The sequence below is a fragment of the Terrabacter sp. P5_B1 genome (genome assembly GCF_056400505.1).
Genome location: NZ_JBFULD010000052.1, coordinates 1 through 16,694 on the forward strand (window position 1 = coordinate 1; position 16,694 = coordinate 16,694).

The following is a 16,694-nucleotide window of genomic DNA, read 5'->3' on the forward strand; positions in this document are numbered from 1 at the left end:
GCGTGCGGACGTGCAGGACCTGGACTGACCGGACCTCCCCGCAGCGGGCACGATGGTGCCGTGACCGAGCTGCCCGAAGACGTCCGCGACCTCGCCGCCCTCGACCTGTCCGGCGCCCAGGTGCAGGACTGGTCGATCGCCGGGGACTCGTTCACGTGGACGCTGCTCGCCGGGGACACCGACCGGGGCCACGAGCTCGCGACCGTCACCTACGTCGGCGCCGTGGTGCTGCACACGAACCGGCGGGACCTCGACCGTGCCGTCGCGGCCGCCGCCGAGGTCGAGCGCTCGACGGTCGCCGAGACGCAGGACAGCGGGTTCGAGCACCGGATCACCCTCGCTCCCGGCTACGCGCTCGTCGTCCGCTTCTGGAGCGTCGAGGTGCGCCGGATGCCGGCACCCGACCACCTGCGTCGGATCCGTTGACCCTCGGCCGAGCCACCCGGCATTACGCCCTGGGTCGTATGCCGTGTGGTCCGGTACCGACGACGGACCGCCGCCGGGGGTGCCATGGTGAGTCCATGGAGAAGTCATCGCTGACCGCCCTCGCCCGCGAGCTGCTCGAGCACGCCACCCGCGCCTCCAACGGCCGCGCGGCCGACACCGTCTACGGCGGGCACGAGCACGTGCTGCGCCAGACCGTCCTCGCCCTGGCGGCCGGCCAGTCCCTCGCCGAGCACGAGAGCAACGGGGAGTCCACAGTCCAGGTGCTCCGCGGACGCGTGCGGCTCGTGGCCGGGGACGTCTCCTGGGAGGGCATCGCGGGTGACCTCCTCATCGTGCCGCAGGCGCGGCACTCCCTCGAAGCGGTCGAGGACAGCGCGGTGCTGCTCACGGTCGCCATGCGCGACTGACACGGCCGCGCCCGAGGCGGGCGGACGGCATACGCCCTCGGGGGCCGCTCAGTCGCCCGCGATGCCGGTGCGCTCGACGCCCTCGACGATCCAGCGCTGGAGGAAGAGGAACATCAGCAGCAGCGGAACGATCGCGACGAGCGCGGCCATGAAGAGCTGGCTGACCTGCACCGACTGCGCCGTGAGGAAGGTCGACAGCGCGATCTGCACCGTCCACGACTCCTGGTCGCGGCCGATGACGAGGGGCCAGAGGAAGGCGTTCCACGACCCGATGAAGGTGATCGTGCCGATCGCGGCGACGAACCCCATCGAGTTGGGGACGACGATGCGCCAGAAGGTGCCCCAGTAGCCGAGGCCGTCGATGAAGGCCGCCTCCTCGATCTCCTTGGGGAAGCCGAGGAAGAACTGCCGGAAGAGGAACGTCGCGAGCGCCTGGAAGAGGCCCGGGATGATGAGGCCGCGCAGCGTCGAGATCCAGCCGAGCGACGAGACGAGGACGAAGCTCGGCACGAAGGTGACGGCCGCGGGGATGAGCAGCGTCGCGGTGATCGCGACGAAGACGGCGTTGCACCAGCGGTACGGGATGCGCGCCAGACCGTAGCCGGCGAGGCCGGAGATGATGAGCACGCCGACCGTCTGGGTCACGGCGATGAGGCCCGAGTTGAACAGGCTGCGCGCCATCGGGATCGCCGGGTTGTCGAAGAGGCCGGTGAGGTTCGAGGTCTCCCAGACCGGCGGCAGCCAGTGGAAGTCCGGCGAGCCGAGGTCCTGCTCGCGCATGAACGCGCTGCGGACCAACAGGTAGAAGGGGATGAGGAAGAGCAGCGCCGCGACCGCGAGGGCGCTGTACCGGGCCCAGCCGACGGCGCGGGACTGGCGCTTGCTGCGCACGATGACCATCAGTCGCCCCTGTCGCCGAGTCGGAGGAGGCGGCCCTGCGCCACGGCGATGATCGCGATGAAGAGGGTCAGGATGACGGCGCCCGCCGAGCCGTGGCCGAAGTCCTGACCGGAGCCGAGCGCCGTGTAGTAGAGGTAGACGAGCGGCGGCCGCGCGTAGGGCGGGTAGGTGCCGAACGTCGAGAGGATGTTGTAGAACTCGTCGAACGCCTGGAAGGCGTTGATGAGCAGGAGCAGCAGCACGGCGGTCGAGGTCGCGCGCAGCTGCGGCAGGGTGATGTGGCGGAAGACCTTCCACCCCTCGGCGCCGTCGATGGCGGCCGCCTCGTAGAGCGTCGGGCTAATCCGCTGGATGCCGGCGAGGAAGAGGATCATGTAGAAGCCGAGCTGCAGCCACAGCCGCGCCGTGACGATGACGAGCCAGTACCACGGCGGGTTGGCGAGGCTCAGCCACGGGATCGAGTCGATGCCGAACCAGCCGAGCACCCCGTTGGCCAGGCCCGAGCGGATGCCGCTGAAGATCGACATCTTCCAGATCAGCGCGGCCACGACGTAGGAGCACGCGGTCGGCAGGAAGAAGACCGACCGGAAGAACGACTGCATGACCCGGGTGCGCGCGACGAGCAGCGCCGCGCCGAGGGAGATGACGAACGTCGTCGGCACGATGAAGACGGCGAACGCGAGGAATGTGACGAGGCTGCTGCGGAACGCCGGGTCCCGCAGCATGTCGAGGTAGTTGCCGACGCCGACGAACTTCGTCGGGGTGACGGTGTTGTAGGACTCGAAGAACGACAGGTAGACCGACCACGCGATCGGCACGTAGACGAAGACGATCAAGCCGATGACGAAGGGGCCCACGAAGACCCAGAACCACAGGTTGCGGTCCTGGCGCCCGCGCAGGCGCCGGCCGAGCGACGGCCTCGGTGCCCTGGGTGTGCCAGGTGGTCGAGGATCCGTCGCCCGCTCGGTTGCCGTCCGCTGGTCGGCGCTGTCGTATGCCGCCGGCTCGGCTTGCGCTGTCAGGCGAGGACCCGCTTCAGCTCGGGCTCGGCCACGGCCTTGACCTTGGCGATCTCGCCGGCCGGGTCGGCGCCCTCCTTGACGATGCGGTTCATCGCGTCACCGAAGGCCGTGGCGCACTTGGGCGTCCACAGGATGGGGCTCTGCGCGTGGCCGACCTCGGTCGCGAGCTTGGCCGCCTCGGCAGCCTGCCCGCTCTTGAGCGTCGCGGCCTGGCTGATGAGGCTCGTGCGCGAGGGGATGTGGAAGCCGTAGGAGGTCGCGAAGTCGAGCTGGTCCTCGGTCTGGTCGACCCACAGCCACTTGGCGAACTTCTTGGCAGCCTGGACGTCCTTGCTCTTGGCGCTGACGCACGAGCCGTAGGCGCCGACGGGCACGGAGGCCTTGCCGCTGCCGTCGAGGGCGGGCCAGGCCATGACGCCGAAGTCGTCGCCGAGGCCCTTCTTGATGTCGGGGAAGGTCCACAGGCCGGTGAACTGCATGGCCGTCAGGCCGGAGGTGAGGGCCGAGGCGTCGAACCAGTCCTTGGGGGCACCGAGGAGCAGCACCTTGGCGTCCCACATCTCGCGGAGCTTGCCGAGGGCCGTCGCCGCGCGCGGGTCGTCGAAGCCGAACTGGTTGTCCTTGGTGAGGTAGTCGAGGCCGGCCGACCACAGCATCGGGCCGCCCATGAGGCCGGCGCCGCCGTCGTTGCCGAGGAAGAGGCCCTTGACGTTGCCCTGCGTGAGCTTCTTCGCCGCGGCGATGAGCTCGTCGATGGTCTGCGGCGGCGTGATCCCGGCCTTGTCGAGCATCGACTTGCGGTAGACGAGCAGCTGCATGTCGACGACCTGCGGGATGGCGTACGTCTTGCCCTGGTAGGTCATCCGCTCGAGGATGCTCGGGTTGAAGTCGGACTTCGTGTCACCGATGAGGTCGGTGAGGTCGACGACCTGGCCGCCCTTGATCATGTCGATGGTCGGGCCGTTGCCGTACTCGAAGACGTCGGGGCCGGCGTCGGTGAGCAGCGAGGCGGCCGTGGACTGGTCGTAGTCGCCGGGCTTCCAGCTGACCTTGACGGTGGCGTCCTTGTAGCCCGCGGCATACTTCTCGACGGCCTGCTGCGTGCCGGCCTCGCCGTACTGGTGGTACCACTGGTTGATCGTGGCCCCGCTGCCGCCGCTCGCGCCGCCCGAGGCCGCCGGCTCGCGTCCGGTGTTGCTGCCGCACGCGGCGAGCGCACCCGTGACCGCAGCGGCACCGCCGAGCGCGAAGAGCGAGCGCCGGGTGAGGTGCGCCCCGAGGGCCTGGCCGATCTCGCGGCCGATCTGCTTGTCAGACATAGGTTCCCCTGCGTCCTTCCTGCCCGGGTGTGGGCACCGTTGACGACGGTGGGCGCTCGGCCAGTCTGCTCGACCCCGCCCACCGTGCGATCGTATGCCCGAGACCTGCGCGTATGCCGGATGGGCCACTCTGTGACGTCGGAGCGGCTCAGATGGCGGCCGGGGAGTCGAGCGGGTTGTCGTTCACGGTCTCCGCCTCGGTCTGGAGCAGCTGCTCGACGAGCAGGAGGGTCTGCTCGTCCTCCATCGTCATGCGCCGGCCGAAGGGCCCACGGGCGCGGGCGACGGAGCCGCCGATCCTCAGGATGCTGGCGCGCACGTCGTCGCGGGTCTCGTCAGCCATGCGTTCGAGCAGGCGGGACACCGACAGCAGGCCGGACACGACGGGTCGACCATCGAGCTCGAACTCGGCGAACAGCCAGCGGCGTTCGGCTGCGGCGGTGCCCAGCAGCTCACGTCCGGGGCCGCTGCTGCGCAGCGCCGCGTCGGTCACGGCGTCCCAGAAGGCTCCGCGCTCGTCCTCGTCGAAGCGGACCCGCCCGATCAAGGCGCTCAGCACCCAGACAGGGCCGAGCCGGAGCGTGAACCACTCCTCCTCCGACCACTGCTCGCGCCACTGCGACACGCTCGCCACCCCACCTCTCGCCCGCTGCGGGACCCCCACCAGAGTACGACCGGCAGGCGCGGCAGGCTCCGGCTCAGGTGAGCGGCAAGGCGCGCGAGGTCACCGTCGACGTGGCGGCCGAGCAGTTCGCATACGTCGGCCGTGACCTCACGACGCGGTTCGACGCGGGCGAGATCGTCCTGCTCACCGGGCCCGACTCGGGCCGCCTCCAACCTGTGTCCGTCACGGTGACGAAGAAGGACTCATGATCGAGATCAGCCAGCGCCAGATCCGCATCGACGGCGAGACGTGGCCCGAACGGGACGTCGGCGCGTTCATCGACCTCGCGGCGTCGAAGGGGCTGCGGTTCATCGCGCGCCCCGGGCCGTTCATCATGGCCGAGCTGAAGAACGAGGGCATCCCGTACCGCGTCTACCGCGACCACCCGGAGATCGTGCCGGTCGGCTGGGACGGCGTGCAGGTGTCGTCGCGAACGGTGGACTACCTCGCGCCGGCGTTCCTCGCCGAGAGCGCTCGCTGGTTCGACGCGATCATGCCGGTGCTGGCGCCGCGGCTCCAGCGGGCGGGCGGCCCGATCATCGGCGTCCAGCTCGACAACGAGATCGGCATGCTCGCGTGGGTGACGAACTCGCCCGACCTCACCGACGGCCTCGTCGCGTCGTTCGGCGACTTCGTCCGCGAGCGCCACGGTGACGCGGGGCCGTATGTCGTGTCGCCGGGTGAGGAGGGCTGGGCATCCGTCGTGCGGTCGCCCAAGGAGGAGTGGGCCGGGGCGCTGCGTCTCGACCTCGGGCTCTTCATGCGGGGCCGGTTCGCTTCGTATGTGGCGGCGCTGCGCGGGATGTGCGAGGAGCGCGGTGTCGCGGGCGTGCCGTTCTTCGTAAACATCCACGGCACGGAGGGCGGCAACGGCGCCCCCTTCCCGATCGGCATCAGCCAGCTCGTCGACACGTATGCCGGCATCCCGGGGATGGTCTCGGGGTCGGACCACTACCTCGGCGAGGCCACGCTCAACACCATGACGGACCTCTACGTCATGAACGCCTACATGGCGGCCGTCCACGACTCCGACCAGCCGCTGACCTCCCTTGAGTTCGAGGCGGGTTCGGGCGACTACGGTGCTGGCGCGGAGATGCAGTACGACCCGTCGACGGCGGACCTCAAGACACGCCTGTGCCTCGCCCAGGGCAACCGGCTCATCAACTACTACCTCTTCGCCGGCGGCATCAACCCGCCGCTCGACGAGCGGGTCGACGACGGCAACGACCGGGTCAGCTTCACCGGCGAGCGCCACGGCACGGCCGCGCCCGTCGGCCCGGAGGGGCAGCGCGGCTACGCCTACGAGGCGACGAAGCAGGCCATCCTCGCGATGAAGGCCAACGAGCCGTGGCTCGCCCGGATGGACGAGGACCACGACGACGTGTCGCTGGGACTCGTGCTCGACGCGTACATGACGGAGTACCACCACCCGGGCTCGGAGGTGATGACGGAGGTCGTCAACGACCTGACGTCGCACCGAGGCGCGGGCGAGCGCAAGGCTCTCGCTCGCTCGCTGCTGCTCGGCGGTTTCCGGTTCGGCGCGACGCACCTCGAGCGCCGCGACCCGAAGCCCGGCTCGACGGTGCTCCTGGGGACGGGGCGTCATCTCTCGCGTGTCGTGCAGGAGCGGCTCGTCGGGCACGTCACGACTGGTGGCAACCTCGTGCTGCTCGGGCGGGTGCCCGAGCGCGAGCTCAATGGGTCGCCATGCACCGTGTTGGCCGATGCTCTCGGGATCCGTGGCGGCGAGGCCGTGCGCGACTCAGGGCACTACTTCCCCTCGCTCGTCGCCCAGGGTTGGGCGCAGCCGTGGCCGGAGATGCGCGCCGGCTGGCTGCAGCACCTCGAGCACGAGCGCGGTGACGTCGTGCTCACCACGTCTACGGCGCCGTGTGCGGTGTCGACGTGCCGCTCGGCGAGGGGCGTGCCATCGTCCTCGCGGCGCAGGTGCCCTCGGACCCGGTCCTCTTCGACCGGGCCCTGTCCAGCCTCGGCGTCACGCCGGGCCTACGCCTCGAGACGCAGTGGCCGGGCGTCTTCGCGACGACGACGAGCACCGACGACGGCGAGCGGGCCCTGCACGTGCTCAACACGTCCGGCGCACCGGCCACGGTGACGGTCGCTCTGGACGGCACCCCGATCGCGGCCGGCGCGACCCTGCTCGTCCCGCCCCGGTCAGGGCACATCCTGCCGCTCGGCCTCGACGTCGCCGGTCGCCGGCTCGACTGGGCCTCGGCCGAGATCGCCGGCGTCGACGCGGATGGCACGGTCCGCTTCCGGCCCGGCCTCGACGAGGACGGCCGCACGACGGTCATCGTCGACGGACTGCCGATCGAGCTGGCCTCAGGGGACCACACCCTCTTGCTCTGAGGTACAAGGCGCAAAGTACGGCTGGGGCGCGACAAGCAGTCGCGCCCAGCCGTCCCGCAAGCAAACCGGGGTGACCTCGAGGTAGCCCATCCCGCCCAGAATGAGCGGCCATCTCGTCGGGCGCGAATCCGGCTATATCAGAGCCACGCAGGCTGCTGGCAGCGCTTGGTGAGCCGCGCGTGAAGCTCGGCTGTGGTGCCGCTGTCGCAGAGCCCCGCCGCCGCGAGCTTCGTGTACAGCTTCTTCTTAGGCCACAGCACCTAGACGCCTCGAGTGGTGAACGCGCTTCCGTTAGTGGACAGTCCGCTTGGGCGAAGCAGGGCAATGTTTGGGCCGGCGACGCCGGTTGAGGACTGCGACCAGTTTGCGCATTCCGTTGACGAGCTTGGTTTAGTCGCGGCCTCCGGCGACCACCCTTTCTACGCGTGGTGGGAGGATGTCGCCTTCAATGAGGGTTGAGTTCGGCCTCTGCCTGACTTGGGTGGGTGAGGCCCGGCGGTTCGGCGCTGCCGACGGGGTTGGGTCAGGTCCAGCCGCGTTCGATGACTTCGGCGAGTTCTGTGAGGAAGTCGGAGGCCGTGAGAGACACAAGGCGGTTGGCGGCAGTCCACTTCGCGGAGTACTGGACCAAGCCCCAGTTCTGAAGCCGGTGCTTCGCTACGAATTTGACGACGTAGGGGTTCAGGTACGGATCGACCCAGCGCTCGTTCATCTTGGATAGTTCGGGCTTAGTCCAGATGTTCAGAAGGTCTTGGTCGCGCATGCTGTACCCGACATACCACCAAGGCTTTAGCGGGGCCTCGGACATCCGGTCTACTAGTGCCTGGATCGCGGCCTGTCGTTGGACGTTCAGGCCGGAGTTCGTTTCTCCAATAGTGGCGACCAGGGTGTCGGGTTTGTCGATTGTGCCGTGCAACTTCAGCAGCGGGACGCGGCCTCCGTATTCGATGTACTCGGCCAGGGCGTCTGGGAACTTCTCCAGTTCATCGGGCTCGGCGAACACTTGGACGTCGTCGCCTGCCCGGGCTTCAACGAACCGGTCGAAATTCACTGTGACGATGACGATCCGTGCGCGGCGGCTGCAGAGGCGAGCCATCGGGTCGTTGGCGAGGTCGCCCGCGTTGCGCATCGCCTCGAGTTCCTCGAACCGTTCGTCATGCTTCCTGGCGAACGCTTGCAGCGTGGTGGTGAAAGGTCGAGCCTCGACTCGTTGCTCCTGCTCGATGACTCTTTCCAGGGTCAGAGTGTCGATGAAGTTGTCCTGGGCCCCGGGGCCGATCTCGAACGGCAGCAGGTGACCGCCGGACTCAAGTTCGCCGTACCACTCGCCTGCGACTGCCCTGAACGTGTTCCGGTCAACGTCCTTGCCGGTCAAGCGCTTCAGTGCCTGGTCGCGAAGCTTATCCCCAGTGGGTAAGCCGTCGGCGACCGACGAGCCTGCGCCAAGGAAGAGGACGACTAAGGGCATGTCGTCCCGCTCGTGCCGGCCCATGTCGGCGATGACTTTCAACTCGGTCGAGTAGGCGTGTCGTTCGCTCAATTGCTCATCGACACTGAACCGGAGGCTGTTCTTTCCGCTGCAGTTCACATCGGGAGACGCCTGGCTGTCGCCGGCGACAACGCAGAGTGTCGCCGGTGCGGCGTCCTTCGGGATCTTGTCGAGCATGCTGGTCACGGTGTTCCAGACAAGGGCGAGCACTTGCTGAGACATCGATTCTTCGGCGTAGATGAGCGCCGCGAGATCCGCGTCGCGTAGGCGTGAATCGCACATCGAGGCCGCCACCTCGCGGACCGCCCGCTGCGCTGCATTTACCGAGTCGAAGGCGTCACCTTCGACGACGGCTTTGCCACCACCGATCGCGAGGGCCAGGTTCGCCTTCGTGTCGAGCTTGTTGTACTCGTCGAGGAACGTACGTACGTGTGCAACCAGATCGGGGGCGTCGGTCTCGATGTCGCCGCAGTCACACTCGCCCCGAGAAGCGAGCGCGTCAACCATCACTCCCTCAGCAGATTTGAAGACCTCCTCGACGAGGTTCATCCAACGGTGGCGTTCGGCCAACGCGGTGGGCAAAACGAGGGGTGTCTTAGGGTCTGCTGTCCGGTGGTGCTCACGAAGGACCGCCTCGAGCCACTTGAGAACCACCTCGACCCGGGCACTACTCATTGCCCACCTCGCGGTCGTCGGGCTCTGCCGCACGTTCCCCAACTGCGCGGACGATCTTCTCCACGAGTCGCTTCGTCACCGACGGTCGCTCGTGAGCAATGCCCAGCGTGGTCAGTTGGGGTCGCACCCGCTCGTACTCGTGACGAAGCGAATTCAGCGCGAATGGCACTTGTTCGAGCTGTTTCGCTGGCCGGCCCGCGAGTGCCGTAACCAGACGGTCCTCGGCCGCCCCCACGGTGTCTTCGTCGATCCAAATTCCATCTTCGCGGTGAAACCCCGAACCCAGACGCCTGGCGATCTCGCCGGCCGCCCACCCTCGGTAGATCTCGAGTCCTCGTGCGTCGGCCTTGCTGTCGCGAGTACCGCCCAGGGCCTTGGTGAACGCCAGCGCAGGCTGGGCGATCGCACGACTAACGTCATTGGAGAGCCGCGCCTCGACCGGAGCCGGAAGCCTCCGTTCCTTGGATGTGTTGCGGTTGATGAGAAGGACGAGCAACAGCGCGATGGCTGAGGGGCGGAACGTCGCTGTCTCGTCGCGAAGCAACCCGGTGACGTCCCGGATGCGTTGCCTGTTCCACTCGAGGTACGTGTCATGCAGTAACGCCCAGGCGGACATGACGTGCTGCTGGGAGAACCAGATGCTCTCGTCGGGCTGTGAGTCTTCGGACAGGTCCAACCCGACGGCGAGAATCCACATCGCGACTCGCCCTTCGGGGCTCACCAGCACCCGTGTGTCGTCGACCTTCTCGACAAGGTCACCGAACGCGTCCAATCCACCGACCTGGGCTGCCAGGCCAGGACCCATAAGCGGCACAGCGTCCAATGCGTCCCGGAGTCGTCGACCAGTCGCGGTCGGGTTGAACCAGTGGTGGAGTTTCTTTAGGTCGTCCTGAAGGTGCGCTAGTTCGGCGAAGTCGCGATGGGTGCGTAAGTGTGCCTTCATCAGCGGGGCTTGTTGGGTCCAGAGGTCGACGAGTGCGTCAAGCAGAACCTTGGCGCTCCGGTTGCTGATCTCTATCTCGCGGCCGAGAAGCTCTTTGAGGTCCACGGCGCTGTCAATCCACCCGTGCCGGGATGACGACGTAGCCAGGCGGGTCGAAAACCTCTGCTTCGACCTTCGCCAGTGCCGCGTTGTCGCGCACCTGGTGCAGGTCTCCGGACAGCGGCACTGTCACAACAATCTGGTCTGCGATCCTGCCGAGTGCGTCGTGCTGGATGTATGTGACCAGCTGTGCGAAGCGGTCTCGAGCAACGAAGGCGCCGAACTCGTCGAGGAAGACGACAACGTTGTCCGTGCTGTCGTGAAGGCTACTGAGCCGCTCAAGCTTCGCCTTCGTGTACGCGAAGACCTGCTCGCCGGAAGAGAACGCTTCCAAGGGCCTGCGACGGCGGCGCTTCGTTCCACCCTCTGTCCAAGACACTGTGAGGTCTTTGATGTTGAAACTCACCACGGGCGACTCGTCGAAGAGCTCAGTCCGAAGTTCCGGAGTTGAGAGGAGGTCGCTGATTGTGTTCTCAGCCCATTTGGTCAGTATGTCGCCAGCGCTGGCTCGCATGCTTCTGGAGTCGTATGGGTTGTCCTCGAGCCGCGCTGAGAGCTCTGACGAAAACCGGTACAGGTAGTTCGCCGTGTTGGACCACTGGTCACGGACTCGCGCCGCTGAGGTCTCAAGTTCGCTGGTGACCATCGAAACTGTCTCGACCACTCGGGTGGACTTCTCGATCGCCGCCCGACGCGGCTCGTCGGCGAGGAGGTCCGACAAAACGGGCGGGCTCTCTACGAGATCCGCGAAATCTTCCCACGGCAAACCGCAGGCCTCAACGACCTTCTGCAGCGCATTTCGGTACCCGCTCCACGGGCCGGCGTCATCCGCCAGAACCCGAAGCGCGACCCCCAGCCGCTCGAGCCGGTTCGCGACGACCTCCATCGCCTGGTCCTGAGCGACCGACAGACCCAACGCGACCGCGGATGCGTTCTGGAAGGTCATGCTGAGTTCTTCGATTTCCGTCCGGAGGGCGGTGACCGCTCCCTCGACCACGGCATGCCCCCGCTCGACCTTCGTCGCGAGCGACCCTGCTCCTGCGAACGCCTTAGTCCAACGCGTCTTGTACCGAGGGTCGAGGGTTGCTTCGACCTTCTCGAGCCACCCTCGAACTTCGTCCTCCACCTCGTCGACCGACCGCGGCACGGGAAGGTTCTCGTTGTCGAGTTCTTCGTCTTCGAGGTCAGGCGCCGTTTCGTTGGTTGGATCCTTATCGGGGAGTTCTTCAAGCCCAATTGCGGCCTTGATGCCTGCCTGCGCTTCGCTGACCGCGACCGCCGCCTGCATGAGGTTTCCCCTGGCCGTAGCGGAGTCAGTGTTTGCCCTGAGCAACGCATCCTGATCATCAGCGTCGCCACGAAGCGCGGCGAGATCTCGTTCGCCGCCATCGACAAGCTTCTTCTTCGCGTCTGTCTTGCGGTACAACTCAAACAGTCCCGCAAGCCACATCTTCTGAAACTTGAGGCTGGCCATCTCGCTCTCGCGATGCGCGACCTCGTCCGGTTTCGGGATGCCTTCGAGTTGCTTGCGGCGTGCCGCGATGCCGTCTGCGAGTTCATGAACCCTGATGTCCCGACCGATCGTGGCGATCCGCTCGTTCTGAGCCCTCTTCGGCATTCCGGTGAGCTCTTGAAGAAGGGTCGTCTGGACGTTGCGCACGGTGCCCGCCATGTCGGCAGTCCTGTTCTCTTCTTCCAGGGTGCGTAGTCTTTCATCGATCGCCTTGACCCGGTCGCTGATGTCGCCTCGCTTGAGCCGGGTCGTAACACCAAGGCGGGCATGCGCCCGTTGCTCATCGACCTGGGCGCTCGCTAGCTGATCTAGCCGATACGGTCGGCGCTTCAAGAGCCACTTGATATCTTCGGCCTTCTTCGCATCGACCTCTTGCTTCCGACCGATCTCGGTCAAAGCTTTATCAGCTTCGATCGACGCCGTTTCGGCCTCTTTGTGAGCAGCGAGCGCGTCTGCGTACTCAGTCAGCAGCCTCGGAAGTCCCTCAAGGTTCTTGACGAGATGCTCGTGCTTGTCCAGCGCGTCGACCGCCTGACCGCAGGCGTCCTCTGCTGCGTTGGCCTTGGCTGCCGCCTTCCCGTACTCGGCCGAAAGTCTCCGGTACTCCTCAACTTCTTCTGAGTGGCCCGCAACCCTCACCTGCACTAGGTCGTCGGTCAGCTGTCTCAGCTGGTCGCCGAACGCGTTGACGGCCGCCGAAGTCTCCTCGTCGCGACGCCGTGCGACGACGCTCGACTCGCGCAGCGTTCTGGCCAAGGTCTCGGTAAGCCCCTCGTCCCCAGCGATGCGTCGAACCTTGATCAGCCGGTGAACGGCTGCCCACTCGGCAGGCTTATCGTTGATGAACGCGAGCCCTGGGCTGCCGACGCAGTCCTCCTCCCGGCGCCCTGCCCAAGACGCGCCGTCGAGCTCGCACCTGACGGTTTCGCCGCTTGGGAATCCGTCGATGGTGACTGTCAGCTTTCCGAGGTCCCTACCGAAGCTCTCCCAGGCTTTCGGCAGGGCAACGAACGGCTCACCGTCGGTGATGAACTCCAGAATTCGGGCCGCGAGCGTCTTGCCGATTCCGTTGCGACCCTCGATTGTGCTCAGCTTGTGGTCGGGAACGATTGGGATGACGGGCAGACTCTTGCCCGAGGACTCGAACCGAAACCTCATCTGTCGGATGCCCACTTCGTGAGCGCCGCAGCAAGGATCGTTGCCAGGTCGGGTGTCAAGTCGCGGCGTTTCATCTCTGCGGTTACAAGTTCTTGCAGTTCGACTCGGAACTCGGCACCAAGAGGGCCAGGGTCGGCTTCATCGACGCCGGCAACATCGACTCTGATCAGGTCGTCTACCAGCTCCTGGAGGGCGGCGAGGCTGCCCGGATTCGACGCGCCGGAATTGGCGCTCGTTGTCTCGTCCCTCATCGCTTCTCGTCTGGCCTTCCAGTGCCTCCCACTGTGGGGCGGATAGTCCGCCGCTCTTTCGCTCGACGCACGTTGGCACGTGCAGCTTGCGCGTAGTTGGTCGAAAGCTCCATGCCGTGAGCCCTACGACCTGATTCGACAGCCACCTCGAGGGTGCGGCCAGTGCCGCAGAACGGATCAACTACGAGACCGCCTGGAGGACAACTAGACTCGATGCGTGGCTTGATCACTGCAGCTGGAAATGTTGCCGAGTGCCCATCGCGGCCTTTCGATCGCGAAACCTGCACAACGTCCCTTGCGCCATCTTCGGCGGCCGCCACGTTGTAGTAATACTTCGCGCGGCTGTCGGTGCGGCGCCGCACGAAGTGGAAGAAGTGCTCGTGCGAGAGTTTCAGCCGGTCATCGTTCGAGGGCCGAGGAGGAACGTCTGCCTTTGACCAGATGACGTCATTGCGCAGGATCCAGCCGGCGTCCTGCATCGCGATTGCGAACCGCGCCGGAACCATCAAGAGCTGCTTGTCCTGGAGGTAGCCGCCGGCCGGGGTCACGCGGCGAGTCCGGGGATTCTCGCCGAGTCCTTGTCGGCCGTCACCGCGAACGCTGGACCACCGGGCGAAGTAGGTATCACCCAGGTTCACCCACAAGTTCCCGTCCAGCTTCAGCGCGGGCTGCAGACGGGTGAAGATCTCGACCAGATGGGTTATGAACCAGTCGGGGTAGGGCTCGAGCCCGAGGACGCCACCGTTCTTCCGGTACCAGTCGTAACCCGGTCCCCGGGTGCGCAACTCTTGTCGCGTTGTCTTGTCGGGTTGTGCGTCCTGCCAGCGGTCAAGGAGTGTGTCGTCGTGCTCATGCCCGTACGCACGCAGCCCCCAGTACGGCGGACTGGTGACTACGCAGTCGACCGAAGCCTCGGGAAGCCGCCCGACTAGGTCGAACGCATCGCCGGTCGAGACCTGCGGAAGGTCCTGTACGACTTCAACACGCTCGTTCCTGACCTTCTGCCCTCGCCTCGTGGCGGTCGTCGGCAGAGGTAGGACGCTTACTTTCCCCTGGCCGGCCCGTTTAGCGGCGACCAACACGCACCCCGACGTCACAGGGATCGATGAGCGTACGCGGACTGGACACGACCCGAGCCTAGCCCGTCACGATATGGGTGTGCCAATGTGTCGCCAAGACTCATCCGCGGGCCGAAAGGTAGACCGCCGCCTGCAATGAAACGTCATACCGGCTCCCTTCTGTTGTCAACCGGTCGCGTCGAGGTGGGTCTTCCGCGTGGTGGGCGGGCGGCGTAGCGTCGTTGGCGCGGGTCCGGGAAGTGGCTGATCCGAAGCGCTGGTGAGCGGGTTCGAGCCGGCCGCGCTGGATACATGAGACGCCCCGCGGTGCCCTCCCGGACCCGCGTTCTCATCTTCAGCCACCTTGATCTCGGCGGCTGCGGCGTCGGTGACGAGCTGGCGWTAGATGGCGTCTGAGATTCTGCGTTTCAAACATCGGATCGCCTCCAACGGCCGSTTGCCCTCAGCGCGCTTGCGCCGGTAGTAGGCCCGCCCGTCGGTGTCCAGGCGGATCTGGGAGATCGCAGCGATGTGGATCATGTGGTTCATCCGCCGGTCCCCGGCCCGGGAGAGGCGGTGCCGGGAAYGCTCCCCCGACGAGGCATCGAGCGGCGCAGTGCCGGTCCAGGACGCGAACCTGTTCCGGTCAGCGAAGCGGGACACGTCCCCAACGTCAGCCAGCACCCGCGCCGCGACGACCGGGCCGACACCWCGAAGGTCCATCAGGTGCGACCCGCGGGCGAGGACGATCGCCTTGAGCTCAGCGTTGGCCTTCTTCATCTTGGCTTCGACCGCGACCAGCTCGGCGAGCTCCTCGGCCGCGATCCGGCGCCGGGTCCTGCCCGCGATGTCGCGCGGGCGGACTGACGCGAGCATCCGCTTGGCCTGGCCGGCAGTGATGTCCTTCTTCGCTTGTCCCGGAAGCAGTTCCGCCAGCAGCGCCTGAAGCCGGTCCACGGTTTGCACCCGACGCCGACTGAGCGATTCACGCCGGTCGACCAGCATCCGCAGCGCCTCGAGCTCACCGTCGGTCCGCGGCACCCGCAAGCCTTGGGTGCGCACGGCGACCATCGCGATCGAGTGCGCATCATGGGCATCGGTCTTGCGGTTGTGGCCGGTGTCGAACAGCCGGACCCGCGCGGCGAGCTTCGCCGGGACGTCGACGACGTCTTCGCCAGCCTCGAGCAGCCGCTGCGCCAGCGGACGACCGACCCCGTTCGCTCCCTCGACCGCCCAGGTCCGCGTCGGCCACGCCTTGGCGTACCTCAGCATCGCGGCGTAGCCAGCCTTGTCGGTGGTGAACCGGCCGTGACCGAGCCGGCGCTCGTGRTCGTCCACGACCTCGATCGTCGCCGACAGCTTGTGGGGATCGACCCCGATGATGATGCSTTCCATKCYCGTGCTCCCACCTSKKCTCGTGCCGATATGGACGGCGAGGTGGGCAGTGCTACTACGAGCAGGGCAGTCCCTTCTTGAGCCACGCCTCGTCACGGTGACCGGCGGGCCGCAGACCGATAGAGAGCCACACMGGTGACGCTGGTGGGCAGCCGCATAGAGAGCTGCCCGCCGATCACCTGAACCGAGTCTGGCCAGACACCGGCCCTACCGACAATCGTCTAGTAGCCGCGAGCGCCCTGTTGGGGCGGCGGCCGGATCTGCTGAGTTGACTGCGCGGGCAGTGTCGATTCCGTAGGGTCCGAAGCATGGCCAGATATGCCTACGACGAAGAGACGAGTGCAGCGCTGCACATGGACGTTGCTCAGGATGTAGAGGACCTCGAGCCTGTCCCGGTGGCGCGCTGGGTTGAGGCCATGCGTCGATTGAACGGCATCCAGGATCCACTCGCGAGGCAGATCTTGGCGATCCACCAGGACTGCGGATCTGGAAGTGGAGTGTGCGACGGATCCGAGAGCGACGTCATCCCGATTTCTCAACGAGCACATTGGGGATGCGAAACCACCGAGATCGTCGCTCAGCATTTCGGTGTCGGTTATCCGCACCCACCGGGCCGTTGAGCCGGTTCGCCCTCGCCGCGAGTTGGTGCTGAGGGGCATCACACCGCCGCGCAGGGACTCAAGGGCGGGCCTGAACGGCGAACTGGCCGCCTAGCGGCGTAGCGTCGCTCTATGAGCCTGGACACGACCCACCAAGAGGTGTTCGACGTCGACGAGATACGCCGTGGGCTGGAAACCGACGGCATCATCGCCTGCAAAGGCGCATTTTCCCGGGAGTGGGTGCAGCAGCTACGCGAGGATATCGATGCGGCGTTCCAGGCGGCCCGCTCGAGGCCGGGGGGAGCCGTGGGGCGAGGGCCCAACCGTTGGTACGTCGAGATACACCCCGAAGATCTGCGCGGCTTCGTGGACCTGGTCCAGCATC

18 protein-coding genes are annotated in these 16,694 nt (G+C 66.6%); 7 read left to right on the forward strand and 11 right to left on the reverse strand.

Annotation, left to right across the window (positions count from 1 at the left end; translation table 11 throughout):
* Window positions 1-60: 60 nt before the first annotated feature.
* Together AC1DP0_RS06040 and AC1DP0_RS06045 are read left to right on the forward strand one after the other, a co-directional pair.
* Window positions 61-426: a hypothetical protein gene (locus AC1DP0_RS06040; RefSeq protein ID WP_478082964.1), complete on the forward strand. Its 366-nt coding sequence runs from the start codon at window positions 61-63 to the stop codon at window positions 424-426.
* Between the two features lie 95 nt (window positions 427-521).
* Window positions 522-854, forward strand: coding sequence for a cupin domain-containing protein (locus AC1DP0_RS06045; protein WP_478082965.1), 333 nt, complete (start codon window positions 522-524; stop codon window positions 852-854).
* Window positions 855-902: 48 nt separating this feature from the next.
* Here AC1DP0_RS06045 and AC1DP0_RS06050 read toward each other — a convergent pair whose 3' ends face one another.
* From AC1DP0_RS06050 to AC1DP0_RS06065, 4 genes are all read right to left on the reverse strand, one after another.
* Window positions 903-1,754 (reverse strand): carbohydrate ABC transporter permease, encoded by an 852-nt coding sequence (locus tag AC1DP0_RS06050; RefSeq protein ID WP_478082966.1) that lies wholly within the window; start codon window positions 1,752-1,754, stop codon window positions 903-905.
* Window positions 1,754-2,611, reverse strand: a complete 858-nt coding sequence (locus AC1DP0_RS06055) for a carbohydrate ABC transporter permease (RefSeq protein WP_478082967.1) — start codon at window positions 2,609-2,611, stop codon at window positions 1,754-1,756. Before AC1DP0_RS06055 ends, AC1DP0_RS06050 begins: the two co-directional genes overlap by 1 nt.
* A 161-nt stretch (window positions 2,612-2,772) precedes the next feature.
* Entirely contained in the window at window positions 2,773-4,095 is a 1,323-nt protein-coding gene (locus tag AC1DP0_RS06060) for an ABC transporter substrate-binding protein (protein WP_478082968.1), read from the reverse strand.
* Between the two features lie 148 nt (window positions 4,096-4,243).
* On the reverse strand, window positions 4,244-4,720 hold the full coding sequence (locus tag AC1DP0_RS06065) for a hypothetical protein (protein WP_478082969.1): 477 nt from the start codon (window positions 4,718-4,720) through the stop codon (window positions 4,244-4,246).
* Window positions 4,721-4,797: 77 nt separating this feature from the next.
* Between AC1DP0_RS06065 and AC1DP0_RS06070 the strand changes: the two genes are divergently transcribed.
* From AC1DP0_RS06070 to AC1DP0_RS06080, 3 genes are read left to right on the forward strand one after another with little or no spacing between them, the layout of a single operon-like run.
* A complete protein-coding gene (locus tag AC1DP0_RS06070; protein ID WP_478082970.1) occupies window positions 4,798-4,968 on the forward strand; it encodes a hypothetical protein in 171 nt (56 codons plus the stop codon).
* Window positions 4,965-6,875: a beta-galactosidase gene (locus AC1DP0_RS06075; RefSeq protein WP_478082971.1), complete on the forward strand. Its 1,911-nt coding sequence runs from the start codon at window positions 4,965-4,967 to the stop codon at window positions 6,873-6,875. The genes AC1DP0_RS06070 and AC1DP0_RS06075 overlap by 4 nt, the downstream gene beginning before the upstream one ends.
* Window positions 6,872-7,129, forward strand: coding sequence for a hypothetical protein (locus AC1DP0_RS06080; RefSeq protein WP_478082972.1), 258 nt, complete (start codon window positions 6,872-6,874; stop codon window positions 7,127-7,129). The genes AC1DP0_RS06075 and AC1DP0_RS06080 overlap by 4 nt, the downstream gene beginning before the upstream one ends.
* A gap of 137 nt (window positions 7,130-7,266) precedes the next feature.
* Here the strand turns inward: AC1DP0_RS06080 and AC1DP0_RS06085 are convergent, their stop codons facing one another.
* From AC1DP0_RS06085 to AC1DP0_RS06115, 7 genes are all read right to left on the reverse strand, one after another.
* The gene (locus AC1DP0_RS06085; RefSeq protein ID WP_478082973.1) at window positions 7,267-7,389 is read right to left on the reverse strand and encodes a hypothetical protein; all 123 of its coding nucleotides are present in this window, start codon (window positions 7,387-7,389) and stop codon (window positions 7,267-7,269) included.
* A gap of 263 nt (window positions 7,390-7,652) precedes the next feature.
* Window positions 7,653-9,167, reverse strand: a complete 1,515-nt coding sequence (locus AC1DP0_RS06090) for an SIR2 family protein (RefSeq protein ID WP_478082974.1) — start codon at window positions 9,165-9,167, stop codon at window positions 7,653-7,655.
* 118 nt (window positions 9,168-9,285) lie between these two features.
* Complete coding sequence (locus AC1DP0_RS06095) at window positions 9,286-10,341, reverse strand: hypothetical protein (RefSeq protein ID WP_478082975.1); 1,056 nt, start codon at window positions 10,339-10,341, stop codon at window positions 9,286-9,288.
* A gap of 7 nt (window positions 10,342-10,348) precedes the next feature.
* A complete protein-coding gene (locus AC1DP0_RS06100) occupies window positions 10,349-13,021 on the reverse strand; it encodes a coiled-coil domain-containing protein (protein ID WP_478082976.1) in 2,673 nt (890 codons plus the stop codon).
* Window positions 13,003-13,257, reverse strand: a complete 255-nt coding sequence (locus tag AC1DP0_RS06105) for a hypothetical protein (RefSeq protein WP_478082977.1) — start codon at window positions 13,255-13,257, stop codon at window positions 13,003-13,005. Before AC1DP0_RS06105 ends, AC1DP0_RS06100 begins: the two co-directional genes overlap by 19 nt.
* Window positions 13,254-14,339: a DNA-methyltransferase gene (locus AC1DP0_RS06110; RefSeq protein WP_478082978.1), complete on the reverse strand. Its 1,086-nt coding sequence runs from the start codon at window positions 14,337-14,339 to the stop codon at window positions 13,254-13,256. Before AC1DP0_RS06110 ends, AC1DP0_RS06105 begins: the two co-directional genes overlap by 4 nt.
* 162 nt (window positions 14,340-14,501) lie before the next feature.
* Window positions 14,502-15,710 carry an IS110 family RNA-guided transposase gene (locus AC1DP0_RS06115; RefSeq protein WP_478082979.1) on the reverse strand — a complete coding sequence of 403 codons (1,209 nt, stop codon included), beginning with the start codon at window positions 15,708-15,710 and terminating at the stop codon, window positions 14,502-14,504.
* Between the two features lie 308 nt (window positions 15,711-16,018).
* Between AC1DP0_RS06115 and AC1DP0_RS06120 the strand changes: the two genes are divergently transcribed.
* Both AC1DP0_RS06120 and AC1DP0_RS06125 read left to right on the forward strand, forming a co-directional pair.
* Complete coding sequence (locus AC1DP0_RS06120) at window positions 16,019-16,330, forward strand: hypothetical protein (RefSeq protein WP_478082980.1); 312 nt, start codon at window positions 16,019-16,021, stop codon at window positions 16,328-16,330.
* Window positions 16,331-16,441: 111 nt separating this feature from the next.
* A partial coding sequence (locus AC1DP0_RS06125) for a hypothetical protein (RefSeq protein ID WP_478082981.1) occupies window positions 16,442-16,694 on the forward strand: 253 nt, incomplete at its 3' end.